The organism is Pseudomonas sp. CFBP 8771, assembly GCF_014841695.1.
GTDB lineage: Bacteria > Pseudomonadota > Gammaproteobacteria > Pseudomonadales > Pseudomonadaceae > Aquipseudomonas > Aquipseudomonas baltica.
Genome location: NZ_JACYUJ010000008.1, coordinates 226914 through 246993 on the forward strand (window position 1 = coordinate 226914; position 20080 = coordinate 246993).

Consider the following 20080-nt stretch of genomic DNA (forward strand, 5'->3'; position numbering starts at 1 on the left):
CTCGCATGAGTTACTGTATGCATATACAGTACACAGAACCAGTCGCGTGTTCAATCCCTGAAAGCGCATCGATAACCCGTCCAACGGCTGCATCAGATCAGGCGAACGCCCCAAACATGTCCGCCACCGCCTGCTCGCCCAGGGCCGGTCCGACGCTCATGCCCACCCCGCTGTGCATCAGCGTCGCACTCAAGCCTGGCGCGATGTCCAAGCGGGAAAACGGCTGGGGCCCCTTGGCACCATAGACACCTTGCCAGCGCTCCATTACCTGAATGTTGCAGCCCAGGGTGTCCTGTGCCAGCTCCAGCATCCACTGGTCGACCTGCTCGGCATTGAACGGCGAAGCGTCCACACCGTATTCATGGGAATCGCCGATGATCAGGTCACCGTAGGGTGTCGGACTGATCAGCAAGTGAATGCCGTGCGTTTCGAGGTGCGGACTGTCGCGCTCGATCTCGCGACGGATGGCAGCCGCTTCGGGCAGATCGGCGAAAGCCCCGTAGTGAACGCAACTCAAACCGGTCAGTACCGAGTGCTGCAGGTTCAGGTTCGACACGGGTCGAGCGCGGAGCATCTGTAGACGGCACACTTGGGGCTTCAGCGCAGCCATGGGTTCGGCGAGCAGCGTGAGGTAATCGTGACCGGAGCACACCACGACCTGCTGGCCACGAAAGGGTCCAGCGGTGCTCTGCAGCTTTCCGGGCTCGACGCCATTGACCAACGTCGAGAAGTGAAACTCCACGCCCAGCTCGCGCTGCAGATAGTCAACCAGCTTGGGTATGGCTTCGCGCGAATACAGTTGCTGGTCGTCGATGCCGTGCAAGGCCGCTCGGTGGTGGCTGAATCGGCCGCCGTACAAGTCGTCCAGCGGCTTGCCGCGCAACAGCTCGACCCGGTAGCCGTGCTCCGTGGCGCGTCCTGTACTGAAGGCGGCCAACAGGTTCTCCTCAGCTTCGGTACGGGCGAACAACAGCGAGCCGTTACGCTTGAGCTCGAAGCCCGCTCGAGCGCTCCAGTTCGCCCAGATACCGCGGCTGGCTTTGGCCAGGTCGAGCATGATGCCCGGTGGCTGACCGGTCACCAGGGCTTGACCGAAGTTGCGCACCGACGCGCCGATCGGACTCGCCGAACGCTCGAACACCCGCACTTTCAAGCCACGCCTGGCCGCCGCATAGGCGTGGGAAAGCCCGAGAATACCCGCACCCACCACCAGCAAATCACTTTCATACCGATTCATTTCAACCCACTCCCTATGGCTTGGCCGATTTGCCGTCATAGCGTTTGCGCCATTCGGCCAGAATGTTGTCGCGCTCTTTCGAGGCCCAGGCGAAGTCATTCTTGATCAGGCGCTGCTCGTAGTCGGCAGGCAGCTCGGTGGGAGGCTTGGCCAAGCCTTCCTGGGCCAGCACCGCGAAGTTTTGCTTGTACAGTTCCATGCCCGCCGCGCTGGCGGAGAAATCAGCCAGGCGCTTGGCGGCCTCGGGATGGGCGGTGCCCTTGATCACGGCAGTGGCCTCGATCTCCCAGCCAAGGCCTTCCTTTGGCAGGATGATGTCCAGTGGCGCACCCTGACGTTTGAGCTGTACCGCCGGGTATTCGAATGAAATGCCGATAGGGAACTCACCCGCTGCGGCCATCTTGCAGGGCTTCGAACCGGAGTGGACGTACTGCCCGATGTTCTGGTGCAACGCGTCCATGTAGGTCCAGCCTTGTGCCTCGCCAAAGGTTTGCAGCCAGGCGCTGACGTCCAGAAAGCCCGTACCGGACGAGGCTGGGTTTGGCATCACGATCTTGCCGCGATAGACCAGGTTGGTCAGATCTTGCCAGCTCACGGGGCGCGGCAGGTTCTGCTTCTCGGCTTCGATGGTGTTGAAGCAGATGGTGGCGGCCCAGACATCCATGCCAACCCAGGCCGGCGGATTGGCCGGGTCGCGGTATTTGGCGCCAATCTTGGGCAGATCCTTGGGGGCATAGGCTTCGAGCATGCCTTGCTGATCGAGGATTGCCAGGCTCGAGGCGGCCAGACCCCACACTGCGTCGGCTTGCGGGCGAGCTTTTTCGGCCAGCAGTTTGGCCGTGATGATGCCGGTCGAATCCCTCACCCATTTGATGTCGATATCCGGGTTGGCTTTCTCGAACGCTTTTTCATAGGTCTGCAGCTGCTCGGCTTCCAGTGCGGTGTACACGGTGAGCTCGGTGGCGGCACTGGCGTGAAGGCTGAAGCCTGCGAACACTGCAGCGAAGGCAAGGGGCTTGAACATGGTTTGATCCTGAGTGAAGTGGACAAGGCGGTATCGGTTGGCCGAACAGGTTCTATCAATGGCTGCCGGGGGTTTCACCACGAGCCATGCGTGCGTTGATCCGATCGATGATCGCTGGCAGATCGGCAATGGTGTCGGCCAGGTAATCGGGCCGTACCGGGGCGAACAGGGCATCGATGCGCAGCCTGTGCCGATCAAGCTCGGAGGGCGTGAGCGCCTGGAAGGCCGGGTGGTCCAGGCCGAGAAAATTGCCGGAAAAGCGCAGCCCGACCGTCCACATCCCTGCGCTGCGGCCTTCGAGAATGCCCGGCAAGGTGTCGTCGACCTTCACGCAGGCAGCGACGTCACCGATGCTCAGGGCGATGACGTTGGCCAACGCCTGGGCGGGGCCGGGGCGGCCGGTTGGCAAATCGTCGGCAGCCACCACATGATCGGGCTGATAGCCCGCCACTGCGGCCAGTGCCACGACGTGGTCCATGACCTGCCGAGGGTATCCGGAGGTGGTGCCGATCTTGAGCCCGGCTTGACGCATGTGCTTGATGGCCGGCAGCGCACCGGGGATGAGCGCGCTGTGCTTGCCGACATTGGCAATCTGCAGCGGCATGAAGCGCTCGTAGATGGCCGTCACGTCCGCGTCGCTCGGTGGCCTGGCAAAACGCTGCTCGAAGCGCGCAGCGATCTGCGGCTGGTCGCACAGGCTGCGAATGTGGTCCCACTTGCCCATGCCCATGGGGCCACGAGCTTCATCCAGGCTCAGTTCGATATCGAACGTGGCAAAGGCTTCGACGAAGATTCGGGTGGGCGCGAAAGAGCCGAAATCGACGACGGTGCCGGCCCAGTCGAGAATGGCCGCTTGCAGTTGGGCAGGGGCTTGATAGTGCATGGTGTTCTCCGAAAAATCAGCAGGTAGGCGTGCTCTGGCGCCAGGCTTGTGAACGTCGCAGCAAGCCGCGTGAAACCCAGGCGAGCAAAAGGGAAACGGCTGCCGAGGTGAACAGGATCAGTGTCGACATGGCGGCGGCGCCGCCGACATTGCCCGCGTCGTCCATGTTCAGTACGGCCACCGCCGCGAGGATGCTGTCTGGCGAGTACAAAAAGATGGCAGCGGAAACGGTGGTCATTGCCGAGACGAACAAGTAGCGAATGATGTCCAGCAGCGCGGGCAGACAAATCGGCAATGTGACGCGTAGGCAGTGCCGATACAGGGGAGCCTTGAGGGATCGCGCGGCCGCCTCGAATTCGCTGTCCAATTGGCGCAGAGCGGTGGTTGCCGTCATGTGCGCGGTGGTCAGGTAATGAGCGATGGTGCAGATCACCAGCAGCGCCATGCTTCCATAGAGGCTGTGCAATGGGTTGTCAGGCAGGTTGAAAAAGAAGACGTAGCCCAGGCCTAGCACCAGGCCCGGCACGGCCATGGGTATGAAGGTGAGTATGCGCAGGGCCAGGTTGAGGGCGGGTTGCCCGTGGGTTTTCTCCATCAGATAGGCACCGGTGAAGATCAGCGCGCTCCCCACCACCGCGCTGCAGCTCGCCAGCACCAGGCTGTTGCGATAGGCCAGCCATCCCCCGCCTGCGGTTTCACTGAACAGGTAGTGCTTGAACGACAACGAAAGGTTGTAGGGCCAGAATTTCACCAGGGAAGAAAACACCGCCATGCCCAGCACCGCCAGCAGGCAGCCGCAGATGAGCACCACGATCAACAGGTAGCAGCCGTCCCGCCCTCGCGAGGGCTGAGGCGTGAGTACCTGCGCCCGGCCACTCATGGACGAACGTTGGCGGCGGCGCAACCAGGCATCCATCGAAAAGCTGATCAGTGCGGGCACCAGGAGCACCATGCCGATCAGCGCCCCACGGCCGAACTGTTGCTGACCCACCACTGCCTTGTAGGCTTCGATGGCCAGGACCTGATAGTCACCGCCGACGATCACGGGCACGCCGAAGTCAGTGATGGTCAGGGTGAACACCAGGCAGAACGCGGCGAACACGGCTTGTCGCGTCGCGGGCCAAGTGATGCTGTGGAATGACCGCCAGGTGCTGGCGCCCATGCTCGAGGCCGCGTCGAACAGGCGCGCATCGCTCATCGAGAGCGCTGAGAGCAGAATCATCAGGGCGTGGGGAAACGTGTAGATCACCTCGCCGATGACGATGCCCCAGAACCCGTAGATGTTGTCGGTGAACAGGCCGCGCAGCAGCCCCTGGTTACCGAAAAGGTAGATCAGCGCGATGGCGGGCAGCATCGATGGCGCCAGCAGTGGCAGCAGGGATATTCCGCGCCACAGGCCCTTGGCAGGAATCAGGGTGCGTTGCAGCGCGTAGGCAAACAGGTAGGCCAGGGGGACCACGATGAGCGCAACGCTGACCGAAACGCGCAGGCTGTTACCCAGCAACCAGTGAAAGTTGTCGCTGCCCAGCAGCTCCCGCGCTGCGATCAGCCCACCGCCCTGCCCTGCATCGCCGCTGAAACCGCGCCAGAAGATCGCCAGCAACGGCAACAGCAGCGCCATCACCAGGAGCAGCAAGAACAGCACTTTGCCACCGACGACGAATACCTGGTCGTCCCGGTCGGCGCGCTGAGCCCGGCGTGCATGACCTTTGCCGCTCACTGACAACTTGGCGGTAAGCATCTCAGGCAAACACCTGCAAGCTGTGTGGCGGCAATGCCACCTGGATATGCCGTGTGCCCGAAGGGGGCAGCTGACGCGCGCTGATTTCGGCGGTCAGCGATTGGCCCGGCAGTTCGTCGAATTCGAAGCTCATTCGGCACCGGTTGCCGAGGAAGGTCACGTTCTGCATCTGCGCCGCGAACAGGTTTTCCTCCGAGTGCCGAGGGTTCACGCAGATCGACTCGGGACGGCAGAACAGGCGCCCGACGCAGCGGGGGGCGACGGCATCGGCCAGTCGCAACTGAAGTGGGCCCACTTGCGCATGACCATTGCCATTGCCTTCGAAAGCCAACCAGTTGCCCTGCCCCACGAAGTTGGCCACAAACGGCGTCTCGGGACTTTCATAGATCGATTGCGGGCTGGCGTATTGCTCGATGCGCCCCTGGTTCATCACCGCAATCCGATCAGCCATCAGCATGGCTTCTTCCTGGTTATGCGTAACCATCAAGGTGGTAATGCCAAGCCGCTGCTGCAGCGTGCGCAGCTCGGTGCACAGGTGTTCGCGCACCTGGGCGTCGAGCGCAGACATCGGTTCGTCCAGCAACAGCAAGGACGGCGCGGGAGCCAGCGCACGGGCCAAGGCGACGCGCTGTTGCTGACCACCGGAGAGCTGGCCCGGATACTTTTTCTCGCTGCCGGTCAGCCCTACCAGCTCGAGCATGGCAGCGACCCGCTGACGAACGATATCGCGCGCGCTGCCGGCGAGGCCGTAGCCGATGTTTTGCTCGACGGTGAGATTGGGGAACAACGCGTACGACTGGAACACGATGCCATAGTCCCTGGCCTGGGGCGGCAGGTTGGAGACATCCCTGGACCCCATGTAGATAGCCCCGCGATTTTGCTGTTCCAGCCCTGCGATGCAGCGCAACAACGTGGTCTTGCCGCACCCCGACGGGCCGAGCAGGCACACCAGTTCGCCCGGCGAGATCTCCAGGGATACGTCGTCCAGCGCCTTGAACGCGCCAAAGTTCTTGCGCAGACCGGCGATCCGTATCGTCACGCCTGGAGAGGCTTCATCAGTAGGGCTGGAACGCAGCATGGGGCACCTCATCAAGTGGAGCACGCGCCGCCTGTGGAGTGCGGCATGCGTGTCGATGAGGCAATGCTAGGGCGTTATTGCGACGACGATGTGGCAGATAGCCAAAAGCTGGCGATAGTCCTATTGGTGAATTTGCCCAGTCTCCAGGACGGCTACAGCTGACGCGCGATGCTGTCGCGAGCGACGTCGAGAAAAGCCGCCGGCAAACGGGCCTGCCTGCGGTCCTTGAGGCAATACAGATACTCGGCGATCTGCGGCGCGCCTTCTATCGCAATGATCCGCAGGTCCGGATTGACGGGCACTTCCTGGCGCGCGATCAGGCTCACGCCGATATTGCGCAGAACGGCTTCGCGGATGGATTCCCGGCTGCCGATTTCCAGCTCGATGCCTGGGCGAACCTGATGGCTGTTCAAAAACTGCTCGGTCAAGGTTCTGGTGGTCGAGCCATGTTCGCGCATCAACAGGCATTGGCCCGCCAGCGCGCTGGGCGGTACACATTTTTGCACAGCCAGCGGGTGCTGCTTGTGAACGGCCAGTACCAAAGGATCGGTGCCCAGCACCAGGTGCATCAAGCGAGGGTCGTCGAGCCATTGCGAGGAGGCCGCCAGGTCGACCCGGTAGTCTTCGAGCGCCTCGAGTACATCCTGGGAGTTGCCGATCTGCACCGACACATCGATGTGTGGCAGCCGCTCGCGAAATGACTTGATGAGATCGAGGATATAGTAAGGCGCCGTCGCTCCGATCCTCAATGCGCCAAGGGCCTGGCCGCAGTTTCGCAAATGAAACTCGATATCTGCCTCATGCTGCAACAGCGCCTTGACCTTGGGCAACAGCCGGGCACCCTCGTCGCTGACAGTCAAACGACGCCCTCCCCGATAGAACAATTCCACGGCGTAGCGGCTTTCCAGTTGCCGAATCTGCGTGGTGACCGTCGGCTGGCTCAAGCCAAGCTTCTTGGCGGCCTGGGTGACGCTGCCCAAAAGCGCGACGGTGTAGAAAGCCTTGAGTTCTGCACTGAGCATGGTCGGGCGGGTTCCTTGCAATACAGCGAGATTGGATTGTCCGCTGGGTGACATGGGGCCGGGTTCTGTCGATGGCCAGGCCCGGGCTTCGAGGTTACACCGCAGCGGCGGCTCGACTCTGCGGCCAACGCTCAGCGCCCAAGGCCCAGATTCGCCTCGTTCATGTCCAGTTCGGCCAGCACTTCGCGCACGACGTCGTCGCCGATCTTGCGTTGTCGACGCATTTCATACAACGCCAGGCGTTGCGCACGCAGGGCCTTGATGCGCAGGTGGCGTTCCAGTTGGTCCATCTGCCGGGCCAGCGCCTGGGCTTCGGCGGAGTCTTCGAACACCGCCAACTGCTGCCGGTACTCGGACATGATGCGCGCCTTGAGTTCGGTTGCAAGTGCGGCCTGGCTGGCGTCCTGTTCGGTGGCCTTCTGCGCCTGGTCTTCCTCTTCCAGCGAACGGATGGCCGATTCGGCGGTGTAGCGCCAGGCATCGCGCACCTCCTGGCGAGCACTCTGGTCATCGCTGGCGGCGACTCCGCGCAACAACAGCGGCAAAGCGATGCAGGCCACTACCAGCGAGAGCAGGATGACACCGGCGGCGATGAAGATCAGCAGGTCACGCTGGGGAAAGGCCTGGCCGGGCGCCATCAGCAAGGGCACCGACATGACACCGGCCAAGGTCACCGCACCACGCACGCCGCCCAGGGTCAGCAAGGCGCAGGAGCGTGCGTCGGGCAGGCGGGTGATGGTGGTCTTGCCGCGCAGGCGGCGTACCCACGATATTGCCCGCCAGGTGCTCTGGACCCAGACGAAGCGCAGCAACAGCAGGATGCCGAAGATCGCCAGCACTTCCAGGCAGCGCCACGACAAGGCTGGCCACAGGGTGGGTTCGTGGCTGATCACCGCCTTGACGATGTCCGGCAACTGCAGACCCAGCAGGAGGAAGATCAAACCGTTGAAGGCGAACTCCAGCAGGGCCCAGACGCTGCGGTTGAGGATGCGCGTGCGCGTCTGGCGGGGCAGCAAGTCGAGCCAGCTCTGCATCATGCCGGCGGCCACTGCGCTGAGGATACCCGAAGCTCCCAGGCGCTCGGCCAGCACATAGGCGGCGAACGGCAGCAGCAGCATGAACACCACGTGCGTCGCTGGATCGTCCCAGCCACGGGCGATCATCCACACGCGCAGGCGCCCTACCACCCAGCTGAGCAGCACGCCCAATGCCAGGCCGCCGACCGCGACCAGAACGAACGTCACGCTGGCATCGGCCAGGGAGAACACCCCGGTGATCGCCGCGGCCAGGGCGAACTTGAAGGTCACCAGGCCCGATGCATCGTTCATCAATGCCTCGCCTTGCAGGATACGCATCAGGGGCGTCGGCAAACGGTCCTGGGCGATCGCCGATACTGCCACCGCATCGGTGGGTGACAGCACGGCGGCCAGGGCGAAGGCCACCGGCAGGGGGATATCGGGCAGCAGCCAATGAATGAAATACCCCGCGCCCAGCACTGTGAACAGCACCAGCCCCACGGCCAGCATCAGCACGGGGCCGCGGTAATGCCACAGGTCACGCTTGGGGATGCGCCAACCATCGGAGAACAGCAGCGGCGGCAGGAACAGAAACAGGAACAGCTCGGGCTCCAGCGCCACGTGCAGGCCCAGGGTCGGCCAGGCGAGAATCGCCCCGGCTGCAATCTGCAAAAGTGGCAATGGCAAGGGAATGACGCGGGCGACCAACCGCGAAACGCCGACCAGCATGAGCAGGATCAGCACGGTGTAGGCGGTTTGCATGGGGCAGGATTTCCTTTGAATCGACAGACAGTGGCCATGGTACCGGCTTACGCACGGTTGGCGCATGACATGACACAACACGACTCGTCGGTAGAGCGGGTCGGCAACGTCAGTCGAGTGGCCCGGCGCTGATAACCCTGGATCATCCTAAGCCCGGCGAAAATGTAGATTCTTGCGCCATGGGCTTGTCCGTAGACTGGACACACCCGTCAGGATCAAGCAGCCATGTTGCCAGACACCGCACACTCATCGACGGCAACGTTTCCCGATCCGCCCGCGCCAGTGCTGCAATGGGCGAATCACAAGGTCTGCGTCATTGGCTTTCTGCTGCTCGACGGTTTCTCCCTGCCCTGCTTTACCCAGGCACTGGCGGTTCTGTCGACCGCCAACATGATCAGGCCAGGCGCGGTGAAGACGCGCACCTTCTCGGGCAACGGCACCGAGGTGGTCAGTGACCTGGGCATACCGATCCGACCGGACACCCCCCTTACCGACGTGCGAATGGCGGAACTGGATGTGTTGATCGTGTGTGGCGGTCTGCGCACCACCCGAATCGCTCCTCCTTGGCTGACGGTGTTGTTGAAGAAACTGGCGAGGACACCGGTGGCGCTCGGCGGGCTCTGGAACGGCGCCTGGTACCTGGGAAAAGCCGGCCTGCTGGATGGGTATCGCTGCGCCATTCACCCGGAGCAACGCACTGCGCTGTCCGAACGCTCGCCCTACGCCAGCGTGACTACGGAGGTGGCCGTCATCGACCGTGACAGGCTCACGGCCGCCACCCCCACTGGCGCCTATCACGTCATGGTGAACTGGCTCAAGAAACAGTGCGGGCAGGCATTGGCCGAGGCGATCGCCGACCTGCTCAACTACGACCAGCCCCGCTCACGCAAGGTCGATCTGGGTCGGCAGCAGCATCTGAGCCGGCCGCTGCGCGAAATCATCCAGCTGATGCAGACCAACCTGGAAGAATCGTTGGATCCGGAACAGCTGGCCGCTTGTGTCCACTTGTCCAGGCGACAGGTGCAGCGCCTGTTTCGCGAGCAACTGTCCACCACACCGCAGCGCTACTACTTGCGCCTGCGCATCACCGAAGCACGCCGGCTCATTCAGAACTCGAGCATGCCGATCACCGAAGTGGCGATCGCGTGCGGTTTCGTTTCCGGCCCTCACTTCAGCAAGTGCTATCGAAGCTTCTTCGGCTATCCGCCTTCCAGGGAACAGCGCTATGAAGTGTGACGCCGTCTGTAGCCTACCCCGGTGCGGGCTACCCCCGACCCTGGGATAGGGTCAAGAGGGCGCTCACTGGCAGGGTTACGACGCGTCGATCCAGATGGTCTTGATCTCGGTGTACTGATCATGGGCCCAGATCGATTTATCACGCCCGCCGAAACCGGATTCCTTGTACCCGCCGAATGGCGTCGAGGCATCACCCTCGCCGAAGCAGTTCACGGTGACGATGCCGGCGCGGATGCCTCGGGAGAGTTTCAGCGCATTGCGCAGATTACCGGTGTAGGCCGACGCGGCCAGGCCGTAGGCGGTGTCGTTGGCCAACTCGATCGCCTGCTCAACGGTGTCGAAGGTGGTCACGGTCAACACCGGGCCGAAGATTTCTTCCTGAAAGAGACGACTGTCGCGCCCGACGCCATCGATGATCGTCGGCTCGACGAACATGGGCGCGCCTTCACCTCCGCCGACCAGAAACTCGAGTTTTTCGTCAGAGGCCTGGTCGATGTAGGAGCGTACCTTGTCGAAGTGAGCCTTGCTGATCATCGACCCCAAACGGTTCTCTGGGTCGAGTGGGTCGCCCATCTGCCAGTCGCGCAGGTGCACGACCACGCGTTTGATGAGTGCTTCCTTGATGTCCTTGTGCACGATCAGCCGCGAAGACGCCGAGCAGTTTTCGCCCATGTTCCAGAAGGCGCCGTTGACCACGTGCTGGGCGACCTGATCCACGTCTTCCACATCGTCCATCACCACCGCTGGATTCTTGCCACCGCATTCCAGCACGACCCGCTTCAGGTTGGATTCGCTGGAGTACTTGAGGAAACGACGACCCGTATCCGTCGAACCGGTGAAGCTGATCATGGCCACGTCCGGATGGCGGCCAATCGGTTCGCCTGCCTCCTGGCCACTGCCCGGAACGACGTTGAAGACGCCAGCAGGAATGCCGGCCCGATACGCAAGCTCAGCCACCCGCAACGTGCTCAGCGTGGTTTCCTCGGCCGGCTTGACCACCACCGAGCAGCCTGCAGCCAGTGCAGGACCGATTTTCCATGCCAGCATGAGCAGCGGGAAATTCCACGGCAGGACCAGGCCGACGACACCTATGGGCTCGCGCACGACCATGGTCACGGCGCCGGAACCGACGGGCGCGGTAGCGTCGTAGATCTTGTCGGCCAGCTCGGCGTGCCAGCGAATGGTGTTGATGGTTTCGGGAATGTCGATGCCTTGGCATTCACGGACAGGCTTGCCGCTGTCCAGGCTTTCCAGAACGGCCAATTCGTGGGCGTTGTCTTCCAGCAACTGGGCGAAGCCGAGCAGTACGGCCTTACGCGCGGCGGGAGACAGCGTGCTCCAGCGGCCATCTTCGAAGGCGGCCTTGGCGCTGGCGACTGCCAGGTCGACATCCTGGCTATCGCAGGCGGCCACATCGGCAAGATGCGCACCGGTTGCCGGGTTGCGGGTGGCGAATGTCCTGCCCGACCGTGCGGGGTGGAATGTGCCATCCACGAACGCCTGGGTACGGTACTCAAGCCGACCGGCCAGTTCCAGATAGCCTTCTTTGCTCAGCAACTCGGTCATTTCATGCCTCCCCAGTGATGTGGGCAACGTTCTGCTTGAGGGTGCTCACGACAGCGGCAAGCTCGGCCTTTTCGGCTTCTTCCAAGCCCTTGAGGGGGGCGCGCACACCGCCTGCGTGAAGGCCACTGAGCTCGCTGCCGTACTTGATGGACTGGACGAACTTGCCGGCTTCCAGAAAATCCATCAGTGGCAACATCGCGGCCATGATGCGCCGTCCCTTGTCGAAGTCCTTGTCGATCACACAGGCTTCATAGAGCGCAACGTGTTCGCGGGGAATGAAGTTGGAACCGGCGCAGACCCAGCTGCGCGCGCCCCAGGCGAAGAACTCGAGCGCCTGGTCGTCCCAGCCGCAGGAAATCTGGATGGCAGGGTGAGCGGTAGCCAGCCGGTGCAACCGCGCCATTTCCCCGGAGCTCTCCTTGATCGCAACGATATTCGTGCAGTGCGCCACGGCCTCGAAGAACTCGTTGCCCATTGCCACACCCATCCGTGCGGGATAGTTGTAGAGCATGATGGGTAGCCCGGCGGCCTGGTCGACGGCCAGCACATGGGCGGCGATTTCATGCTGGGTCGGCAGTGCATAGGGCGGCGACCCCACCAGGATGGCATCGGCCTTGATCTGCCGAGCCTGTTCGGCGAACTGCACCGAGTCTTCGGTGCGGATCGCACCGGTGCCGATCACCAGGGGCAAGCGCGAGCCGATGACTTCCCTGGCCTTTTTGGCCAACTCGATGCGCTCTTGCGGCGAATGCGCGTAGTACTCGCCGGTAGAGCCGCCGATGATCACGCCATGCACTTTCGAATCGATCAGGTATTCGAGCACTTCGGCAAACGCGACAGGGTCGATACTGCCGTCCGCCTTCAGTGGCGTGATGGCGGGCGTGAAGATGCCGTCAAAGTTCATGGTGTAGCCTCCAGTAGTTGAATGTCTGAATCTCGAACACTTCGAAACATGTCAGCTCTCGCGTCCGGCGCGGTACTGTCCCCACTTCAAATTCATGTTCACCCCCGCTGACAGAAACGGTTGCGGCGGGTTGGTATTGGGCCACGGCGCACTGAGCAGGTAGTCGATCAGGGGGTCGTGTTCGCCGGCCAGCCAGTCGGCGAGAAGCTTCCCGGTGATGGTGCCCCGCGTGACGCCCAGGCCATTGCAACCCAGGGCACCGTAGACGTTGCGGGCCAGCTCACCGAAGAAGCCGTTGTGGTTGCGCGACATCGCCAGGGCGCCGCCCCAGGTGTATTCGAAGTTCACGTGCGGCAACATGGGAAAGCGCACATCGAATGACGCCTTGTGACGACGCACGAAGCGGTCGTTGAATTTCTGATTGCTGCGTCCATCGGGATTGAAGCTGAAGCTGTTGCGAATGAGCAGCCGGTTGTCCGGGGTACGCCTGACCGTGGTGCCGAAGGGATCCGCCGGAATGGCGCCCCAGAACGGCTTGCCACCCAGCGCCGCTTGTTCTTCCTCGGTCAGCTGACGGGTAATGCTGCCGTAGGTGTAGATCGGCAACATTCGCCCCTGGAGAAAACCGAAACGCATGCCGAACGAGTTGTTGGCCAATACCAGCTTGTCGGCGGTGATGCTGCCATGGGCATGCCTGAGGACCGTCTTGGCGCCATACTCGACATCGGTGATCGGCGTGCGCTCGTAGAGCGTGACGTTCGCAGGCAGGCTGTCAGCCAGGCCTTTGACCAAGGCAGACGGTTGGATCAGCACCGCGCCTGGGGTGTACAGGGCCTTTCGGTAGAAACGCGTCCCGAGGTGATCGGGCAGTTCATCGGCGCCGATCATCTGGTAGGGCTGGTCGAGCTTGTCCAGTCCCCGGCGATACGCTTCAAGTACGGCGATGCCGCGCTCCTCGACTGCCGCCTGATACTTGCCGCAGGCCTTGAGCTGGCAATCGATCGCGTGCTGGCTGACCAACTCCTTCAACGACAATTGCCCAGCCAGGTTCAACCTGAGGCTGATCTTGGCCAGTTCGATATCGCCGATGTAATCTTCAGCGGCAATATCGTGGGGCAGGTCGATGGCGAAACCGGCATTCCTGCCCGAGGGGCCGAGCCCGACTTCCTGGGCCTCCACCAACACGATCTCTTCGTCGGGAAAGCGCAGCGCCAGCTGCCGTGCAGCCGCCAGACCGGTGAATCCTGCGCCTACCACGACCCAACGCGCAGTCCTGTGTCCCGAATGAGTGGGCATCGGCGTGCGTGGGTAGCTCAGATGAAACCAACCACAGGTCTTGTCGTCCGCAGGCAGCGAAGTAACTTTCATGATCGTGACCATCGATAGTTGAGTTTGCCTGCCGCCAGCATGAGTTCACGGACAGGTAACAGCGCCAATGAGAAGTACGCGCGCAGCCGGACGCGGTCCGTTGATACGTACGTATCGGCAAGGCAGTGCGGTGACAGGGTGTAGCGGCCCTGACGGCAATCATCGTCAGGCGCCGCCGGGTGCGGGCAGGCACAGGGCCCGGCGCGGCAGCCGGCCCCTGTGTCATGCGTCTATTTCTTCGCCGCGGCGCGAGCGTCCGCCAGCCAGCCGTCGTATTCGGCCTGGTGCGCCTTGATCCATTCGGCGGCATGCCGCTTGATATCGGCCAAGGACTTTTCACCTTTCTGCATGCGCAAGTTCTGCGCACTTTCATCGGCCGTGGTAATACGCACTTCGGACAGGAACTTGGTGGCCACCGGATTCTCTTCCGAGAATTCCTTGTTCATCACCGCGTAGACGGTGTCTACCGGGAAGCCCAGGTTTTTCCCGTTATAGAAAGTGTCCTTGGATTCCTTGCCATCGGGCAGCGAGGTGAAGGGCACCGGCAGCCAGACCACGTCGCGGTCCTCCACCAGTACGCCGGCGATCCACTGCGGCACCCAGGTGAAGAACAGGATGGGCTTGCCTTGTTCGAAGCGCGCAATGGTGTCGGCCATGAGGGCGAAGTACGAGCCGCGGTTGTCAACCACCGTAGGCTCCAGACCATAGGCTTTCATGTGGTACTCGACCATGACTTCGCACCCCCACCCCGGGTTGCATCCGGTCAGGTCGGCCTTGCCATCGCCATTGCTGTCGAACAGCTTGGCGATTTCCGGCTTCTTCAGATCCGACAGGTCCTTGATGTTGTAGGCGTCTGCAGTTTTCTTGTCGATCATGTACCCCTGCAGTACTCCCTTCATCACTTCGCCGACCTTGATCATCGACTCATCGCCGCCAGCCTTGTTGTAGAAGCCTTCATGCAAGGCGCCCCACTCATGCACGGTGAAGTCCGCGTCACCGTACGACAGTGCCAGAAACATCGCCGGGTAATCGACCTCCTTGGGTGGCTTGACGTTGTAGCCCAGGTCTTTCAGGCCGGCTATGGCCACCTCCCCCCTGAAACGCTCTTCGGCGATGGATGGAAAGATGGGGGTGATCGACTTGCCGTCCCCAGGCTTGTTGGCATCGGCGGCGAACGCCCCGAAGCTCAGAACGGTGCCAAGGACTGCCGCGGCGAGGCTGGCAAGCGCGGATTTCTGGAGGGTTGCAGGGTTCATGAGTCACCACGTTCAAGGGTTAGATAGGGTGAGCAGACACGTCAATGAGTGATCGCAGTTTCGACTGGCTTCTTCTTTTTCAACTTCATCAGCAGACCTACAGGGCCGGTTTCGTACCAGCGCTGGCCCGTTGCTAGATCCTTGCTGCGCTCGCCCATGGCCTGGGTGAGTCGATCGAGGAACACGGCAAGCAGCACCAGCCCGGCGCCACCGACACTGGCCAGGCCCATGTCCAGCCTGCCGATACCGCTGAGCACCATCAGGCCCAGGCCACCTACGGAAATCATGGACGCCACCACCACCATCGAAAGCGACAGCATGAGCGTTTGATTGAGGCCGGCCATCATGGTCGGCGCGGCCAGCGGCAGTTGGACCTTCAAGAGCATTTGCGTCGCCGTGCAACCGAACGCCCTGGCGGCCTCGACCTTGTCTTCGGGCACCTGGCGGATGCCCAGATTGGTCAGGCGTACCAACGGCGCCACCGAGAAGATGATGGTGACGATCACTCCGGGCACGTTGCCGATGCCGAACAGCATGACCACCGGCACCAGGTAGACGAACGCCGGCAGCGTTTGCATGGCGTCCAGTACCGGACGAATGATCATCTCGAGCCGATCGCTGCGCGCGCTCAATATCCCCAGTGGAATGCCGATGACGGCACAGAAGACCAGCGATGTGAGCACCAGCGCGAGGGTGACCATGGCGTCCTCCCACACACCGATCAGCCCCAGTGCGGTGAGGGTGGCCAGGGTGAACAAGGCGATTCGCTTGCCGCCGATCTGCCAGCTGATCAGCGCGGCAATGATGATGAACACGGTAGGCGGCGCCGAAAGCAAGCCTGCCTGGATGCCATCGAGTACCTGATCCACCGGCCAGCGAATCGAACGGAATACATCACGGAAGTTATGAACGAGATACTTGAGAACGCCCTCGACCCATGTCCCGAGCGGTACGTTTATGGTTTTGAAAGGATCCAGAAGATTAAAGTCGGACATAGCCCACCTCAGAGACGACCCGAAAGCTGATCGTGGATTTATCGGCTGCTCAAGCAGTTCAGCAGGTGACCTTGCGAGATGGTCCCCTTGTACAAACCCCCACGGTCCACGACAGGCATGGGCGTGTGCGAGGCGGCAACGAGCGGAACGATTTCGCGCAGCAGCGCATCCGCATCGATAGGCGTGTGTCGACCGGGCTCGTAGACAATGCGGGCGTCCAACTGGGCGATATCGCCCGCGCGCAGGATGCGGCTGGTATCGAACCCTTCGAAGAAGTCCTTGACGTACGTGTTGGCTGGATTGCAGAGCAGTTCGCGCGGGGTTCCGATCTGTACCACCCGGCCGCCCTCCATGATCGCAATGCGATGCCCGATCCGAACGGCTTCTTCAATGTCGTGGGAAATGAAGATGATGGTGCGGTTCTGCTCGGCCTGTAGCTTGAGCAGTTCGCCCTGCATTTCGCTGCGAATCATCGGGTCGAGTGCCGAGAACGCTTCGTCCATCAGCAGGATGGCCGGGTCGTTGGCCAGCGCCCGTGCCAGCCCGACGCGCTGCTGCATGCCGCCGGACAATTGATGCGGGTAGCTGTGTTCTTGCCCGGCCAGCCCCACCTGCCGCAAGGCCACCACTGAACGGCTGTAGCGTTCCTTTTCACTGACGCCGCTGATCTCGAGGCCGAAGCTGACGTTATCGATCACGCTCATGTGGGGCATGAGGGCAAACGACTGGAAGACCATGCCCATGTCCTTGCGGCGCACTTGCAGCAGATCTTTGTCGGCTAGGCCGGTGATTTCCTTGCCATTGAGGAATATCGAGCCGGAAGTGGGCTCTATCAGCCGGTTGAAGAGGCGCACCATGGTGGATTTGCCCGAACCGGAAAGCCCCATGATCACGAAGATCTCGCCACGCTTCACGGAAAAGTTCGCATCGAACACACCGATGACCTGGCCCGTCTTTTCGAACACTTCGGCCTTGGAAGCGCCCTCGCGCAACATATTCATGGCCACTTTGGGTTGTGCCCCGAAGACCTTATATACATTGTGTACGGATATTATATCGTCGGCGTTATTCATACCTTGCCTCCTTCGCGGCGGCACTCATTGCAGTAGGCAAATCATGGCAACGCGAAACATGTTGTAAGGGGCAGTGGTACGGGTAATTGTTCATCGCAACGATTTCCTTGTTTTTTATTCTTACCCCCAGGAATTAGGGTGTTTTTTCAATCTATGCCCAATGTGTATTCAGATCCAACAACATTTACAGCCCTTATTCGATAACGTTGGGTTATAGGTTCTGCATGGGTTGTGCAGCAGGCCTCGGGCATGCCAGCAAGCGACCGAGGCGCATCGAAAACGACACCGAACCGACACGGCGAAGCCAGGGTGCTATACCCTCGCCGCCGACCGAGCACAGCGGTACTGACAGGAGGTTGAGCATGTCGAAGCACGTTGACCCGGATACGATTCTGCTCAAGATGCCTTCGCTGCGTGCAGTCAAGGCCTTCGTGGCCGCCGCCAAGTACGAAAGCTTCACACGGGCTGCGGAGGCGCTGTGTGTATCCCAGGCGGCGATCAGTCGCCAGATCAAGGAACTCGAAGTTCACCTGGGCGCGGCACTGTTCACCCGTGTAGGTCGCGCGGTGGAACTGACCCCGGCAGGGACGTTGTTTTTCGACGCGGCCCATCTGTCGTTCGTCAACATCGCCCAGGCCGCCGAGCGTATTCGTAGCGCGCAATCCGAAAAGCGAGTGCTGACCATCTGTTGCTCACCGGCGTTTTCCGCGCTATGGCTGTCGAGCAACCTGCCGGAATTCTTTGCCCAGAGCGAAGGCATCGAGCTCAACCTGATTACCACGCAGAATTTCCTGACCATGGAGCCCGGCGTCCAGCCGGACGCGTTCATCACCAAGATTGCGCGCATACGCGACGGCTACAAGAACTATCACCTGTGCCACGACCTGATCTATCCGGTGTGCACGCCGGCGTATCTGCAGCAGCATCCCGAGATCGCCTCCCTGGACGGCATTCGCGACTCGGCGTTGCTCAACCTGAGTCCCTATGGCCGTTCCCAGGTCGCGGAGCATGTCGACTGGGGGGTATGGTTCGCCTTCCAGGCCATTGACCTGGACGATCGCCCCGCCGCCAGCCCGGCCATCTTCAATGCCAATGACTACAACTTGATCATCAGTATGGTGCTGACCCATCAGGGCATCGCATTGGGCTGGAACCATCTGGTCAGTGGACTCATCGGCAAAGGCCTGCTGGTCAGGCCGATTGCGGATCAAGTGCAGTTGCGCAATAGCTGCCACTACCTGGCGTGCAAGGAAAACTCGGACAACGAAGATGCGTTGCGCAGATTTCGTGAATGGATGCTCGGCAAATTTCCCAGACGGTGACATTCAAGCGCCGTTCAGCATTACTGGACGTTATGCATAGCCCTGCGAAAAAGTTGCTCGCGCCTTGGCGGCGATGCGCTCATCGTTGAATCACGTCGGTCAGTACTGACCTGCAGGATCATTCGAAGGAGCCGCTGGATGTCGCTATTCCTGTTCTGCCGAGATTTCGATTTTCAACAGGCACCTGCCAAGACCCGACAGATCCTCATGAACAGCCTGCTCGATATTCTCGGGGTCATGGCGGGAGCGACGGGCAACGACACCAGCAAAGCTGTCCGGCGATACGCCCGAGCGCATTACCCTGGGGGCGAGTTCACCAGTCGCATGATCTTCGACGGCCAGCGGGTCAATGTGCTCGGTGCCGGCTGGGCGGGTGGATTCACTGCCGACAGCCTCGACGCCCACGAGGGTCACTTCACCTCCAAGGGCCACGCAGGCGCCACTGTGGTGCCCGCCCTGCTCGCCCTGGCAGATGCGCTGGCCCACCAAGGCAAGCCAGTGAGCGGTCGTGTACTGTTGACGGCGCTGTGTATCGGCTACGAAACCGCCCTGCGCGCAGGCGTCGCATTGATGGCCACCTCGCCGACCTACCATGCCTCTGGCGGCTTCTCGGCCATTGGTGTGGTGTGTGCCGGGGCGAGGATGCTGGGTTTCGACGAACCGACATTTCGTCACGCGCTGGGCATCGCCGAGTACTTCAGTGCACGCTGCCCGATGATGCGCGTGGTGCAGTCACCGACCATGCTGCGCGACGGTCACGGTGCCGGCGCATTCGCGGGGCTGAACGCATTGCTGATGGCACGTGAAGGCATGACCGGGGCACCGGCGGAAACCATAGAGGACGAATCCGTCGCGGCGTTCTGGCAGGATCTGGGCCATCGCTGGGAAATCGACAGCCAATACTTCAAGCCATGGCCCGTCTGCCGTTGGGCGCAGCCTGCGCTTACGGCAATGGTGGCACTGCAGCAGGTATCGGGCGGCATCGACGTCAATCGGATCGAGAAGATCCGCGTCGAGACGTTCTTCGAATCGGTCTGCCTGCAGGGGCACACCCCTGCCAACGCCGACGAGGCGCAATACGCCCTCGCATTCCCTCTGGCCGCGCTTATCGTCCGGGGCAAGGTCGGGCCCGAAGAAGTCACGGGCGCATCGATCTGCGCCCCGGACATTCTCGCCATGAGCGCCAGGATCGAGATCGTGGAAGCGCCGGATCTTTCGGCGCGCTTCCCCGAAGAGATCCTGTCACGGGTCATCGTTACCCTGGACAACGGTAACGTACTGCGTAGCCAGACCACGGCTGCCAAAGGTGACCCGGAAACTGCGATGACCATCGCGGAACTCGAGAGCAAGTACGACATGTTCGCTTCGGTGTCGCTGGATGAGCCAACCCGCGAAGCAATCAAGGCAGCGGTCAAAAACCTGGCTTCATCATCATCGGCGGTGGAGGCACTCTCGGGAGTCTTTCAGCCGCCGCCCGAACACCTGGGCCAACCCGCCTGAAGTGCGTTGCAGACGGCTCGAAGAAGGGCACGAGGACGCGATCCATTCATAACCTGCCCGCATTGATTGCACGCCTTAAATGTCGTTTGATCCGCCT

General features: G+C 61.7%; 16 protein-coding genes. 3 read left to right on the forward strand and 13 right to left on the reverse strand.

Features of this window, described 5'->3' with window-relative positions; translation table 11 throughout:
• Nucleotides 1-97: 97 nt before the first annotated feature.
• The 7 genes from IFT80_RS19375 to IFT80_RS19405 form a co-directional block, all read right to left on the reverse strand.
• Complete coding sequence (locus IFT80_RS19375) at nucleotides 98-1237, reverse strand: TIGR03364 family FAD-dependent oxidoreductase (protein WP_192102497.1); 1140 nt, start codon at nucleotides 1235-1237, stop codon at nucleotides 98-100.
• 13 nt (nucleotides 1238-1250) lie between these two features.
• The gene (locus IFT80_RS19380; protein ID WP_122801054.1) at nucleotides 1251-2261 is read right to left on the reverse strand and encodes a putative 2-aminoethylphosphonate ABC transporter substrate-binding protein; all 1011 of its coding nucleotides are present in this window, start codon (nucleotides 2259-2261) and stop codon (nucleotides 1251-1253) included.
• Between the two features lie 55 nt (nucleotides 2262-2316).
• On the reverse strand, nucleotides 2317-3144 hold the full coding sequence (gene phnX / locus IFT80_RS19385; protein WP_192102498.1) for a phosphonoacetaldehyde hydrolase: 828 nt from the start codon (nucleotides 3142-3144) through the stop codon (nucleotides 2317-2319).
• Between the two features lie 16 nt (nucleotides 3145-3160).
• The gene (locus IFT80_RS19390; RefSeq protein WP_192102499.1) at nucleotides 3161-4885 is read right to left on the reverse strand and encodes a putative 2-aminoethylphosphonate ABC transporter permease subunit; all 1725 of its coding nucleotides are present in this window, start codon (nucleotides 4883-4885) and stop codon (nucleotides 3161-3163) included.
• A 1-nt stretch (nucleotide 4886) separates the two neighbouring features.
• The gene (locus IFT80_RS19395) at nucleotides 4887-5963 is read right to left on the reverse strand and encodes a putative 2-aminoethylphosphonate ABC transporter ATP-binding protein (RefSeq protein ID WP_192102500.1); all 1077 of its coding nucleotides are present in this window, start codon (nucleotides 5961-5963) and stop codon (nucleotides 4887-4889) included.
• A gap of 152 nt (nucleotides 5964-6115) precedes the next feature.
• Entirely contained in the window at nucleotides 6116-6985 is an 870-nt protein-coding gene (locus tag IFT80_RS19400) for a LysR substrate-binding domain-containing protein (protein WP_192102501.1), read from the reverse strand.
• A 131-nt stretch (nucleotides 6986-7116) separates the two neighbouring features.
• Nucleotides 7117-8763 (reverse strand): Na+/H+ antiporter, encoded by a 1647-nt coding sequence (locus IFT80_RS19405; RefSeq protein WP_192102502.1) that lies wholly within the window; start codon nucleotides 8761-8763, stop codon nucleotides 7117-7119.
• Between the two features lie 225 nt (nucleotides 8764-8988).
• Here IFT80_RS19405 and IFT80_RS19410 point away from each other — a divergent pair, with 225 nt between their 5' ends.
• Nucleotides 8989-9999 (forward strand): GlxA family transcriptional regulator, encoded by a 1011-nt coding sequence (locus tag IFT80_RS19410; protein ID WP_192052776.1) that lies wholly within the window; start codon nucleotides 8989-8991, stop codon nucleotides 9997-9999.
• Between the two features lie 75 nt (nucleotides 10000-10074).
• On the opposite strand, the gene IFT80_RS19415 is transcribed toward IFT80_RS19410, so the two are convergent.
• The 6 genes from IFT80_RS19415 to IFT80_RS19440 form a co-directional block, all read right to left on the reverse strand.
• A complete protein-coding gene (locus IFT80_RS19415) occupies nucleotides 10075-11565 on the reverse strand; it encodes an aldehyde dehydrogenase (RefSeq protein WP_122476611.1) in 1491 nt (496 codons plus the stop codon).
• Between the two features lies 1 nt (nucleotide 11566).
• Nucleotides 11567-12469 carry a dihydrodipicolinate synthase family protein gene (locus tag IFT80_RS19420; RefSeq protein WP_192138110.1) on the reverse strand — a complete coding sequence of 301 codons (903 nt, stop codon included), beginning with the start codon at nucleotides 12467-12469 and terminating at the stop codon, nucleotides 11567-11569.
• Between the two features lie 51 nt (nucleotides 12470-12520).
• Nucleotides 12521-13840 (reverse strand): FAD-dependent oxidoreductase, encoded by a 1320-nt coding sequence (locus IFT80_RS19425; protein WP_192138149.1) that lies wholly within the window; start codon nucleotides 13838-13840, stop codon nucleotides 12521-12523.
• A gap of 227 nt (nucleotides 13841-14067) precedes the next feature.
• Nucleotides 14068-15093 carry a glycine betaine/L-proline ABC transporter substrate-binding protein ProX gene (gene proX, locus IFT80_RS19430; RefSeq protein ID WP_192138111.1) on the reverse strand — a complete coding sequence of 342 codons (1026 nt, stop codon included), beginning with the start codon at nucleotides 15091-15093 and terminating at the stop codon, nucleotides 14068-14070.
• Nucleotides 15094-15134: 41 nt separating this feature from the next.
• Entirely contained in the window at nucleotides 15135-16088 is a 954-nt protein-coding gene (gene proW / locus IFT80_RS19435) for a glycine betaine/L-proline ABC transporter permease ProW (RefSeq protein WP_122476616.1), read from the reverse strand.
• Between the two features lie 38 nt (nucleotides 16089-16126).
• Nucleotides 16127-17161 carry a quaternary amine ABC transporter ATP-binding protein gene (locus IFT80_RS19440; RefSeq protein ID WP_122476617.1) on the reverse strand — a complete coding sequence of 345 codons (1035 nt, stop codon included), beginning with the start codon at nucleotides 17159-17161 and terminating at the stop codon, nucleotides 16127-16129.
• Nucleotides 17162-17523: 362 nt separating this feature from the next.
• Between IFT80_RS19440 and IFT80_RS19445 the strand changes: the two genes are divergently transcribed.
• Both IFT80_RS19445 and IFT80_RS19450 read left to right on the forward strand, forming a co-directional pair.
• A complete protein-coding gene (locus tag IFT80_RS19445) occupies nucleotides 17524-18483 on the forward strand; it encodes a LysR family transcriptional regulator (protein ID WP_122476619.1) in 960 nt (319 codons plus the stop codon).
• Between the two features lie 138 nt (nucleotides 18484-18621).
• Nucleotides 18622-19983, forward strand: coding sequence for an MmgE/PrpD family protein (locus tag IFT80_RS19450; RefSeq protein WP_192138112.1), 1362 nt, complete (start codon nucleotides 18622-18624; stop codon nucleotides 19981-19983).
• The last annotated feature ends 97 nt before the right edge of the window (nucleotides 19984-20080 follow it).

What these genes read in the sequence shown, in the direction of transcription:
- IFT80_RS19410 (WP_192052776.1), top strand. Translation starts at nt 8,989, where the DNA reads ATGTTGCCAGACACCGCACACTCATCGACGGCAACGTTTCCCGATCCG.
- IFT80_RS19400 (WP_192102501.1), bottom strand. Translation starts at nt 6,985, where the DNA reads ATGCTCAGTGCAGAACTCAAGGCTTTCTACACCGTCGCGCTTTTGGGC.
- IFT80_RS19405 (WP_192102502.1), bottom strand. Translation starts at nt 8,763, where the DNA reads ATGCAAACCGCCTACACCGTGCTGATCCTGCTCATGCTGGTCGGCGTT.
- IFT80_RS19440 (WP_122476617.1), bottom strand. Translation starts at nt 17,161, where the DNA reads ATGAATAACGCCGACGATATAATATCCGTACACAATGTATATAAGGTC.
- IFT80_RS19395 (WP_192102500.1), bottom strand. Translation starts at nt 5,963, where the DNA reads ATGCTGCGTTCCAGCCCTACTGATGAAGCCTCTCCAGGCGTGACGATA.
- IFT80_RS19380 (WP_122801054.1), bottom strand. Translation starts at nt 2,261, where the DNA reads ATGTTCAAGCCCCTTGCCTTCGCTGCAGTGTTCGCAGGCTTCAGCCTT.
- IFT80_RS19375 (WP_192102497.1), bottom strand. Translation starts at nt 1,237, where the DNA reads ATGAATCGGTATGAAAGTGATTTGCTGGTGGTGGGTGCGGGTATTCTC.
- IFT80_RS19445 (WP_122476619.1), top strand. Translation starts at nt 17,524, where the DNA reads ATGTCGAAGCACGTTGACCCGGATACGATTCTGCTCAAGATGCCTTCG.
- proX (WP_192138111.1), bottom strand. Translation starts at nt 15,093, where the DNA reads ATGAACCCTGCAACCCTCCAGAAATCCGCGCTTGCCAGCCTCGCCGCG.
- proW (WP_122476616.1), bottom strand. Translation starts at nt 16,088, where the DNA reads ATGTCCGACTTTAATCTTCTGGATCCTTTCAAAACCATAAACGTACCG.
- IFT80_RS19450 (WP_192138112.1), top strand. Translation starts at nt 18,622, where the DNA reads ATGTCGCTATTCCTGTTCTGCCGAGATTTCGATTTTCAACAGGCACCT.
- phnX (WP_192102498.1), bottom strand. Translation starts at nt 3,144, where the DNA reads ATGCACTATCAAGCCCCTGCCCAACTGCAAGCGGCCATTCTCGACTGG.
- IFT80_RS19420 (WP_192138110.1), bottom strand. Translation starts at nt 12,469, where the DNA reads ATGAACTTTGACGGCATCTTCACGCCCGCCATCACGCCACTGAAGGCG.
- IFT80_RS19390 (WP_192102499.1), bottom strand. Translation starts at nt 4,885, where the DNA reads ATGCTTACCGCCAAGTTGTCAGTGAGCGGCAAAGGTCATGCACGCCGG.
- IFT80_RS19415 (WP_122476611.1), bottom strand. Translation starts at nt 11,565, where the DNA reads ATGACCGAGTTGCTGAGCAAAGAAGGCTATCTGGAACTGGCCGGTCGG.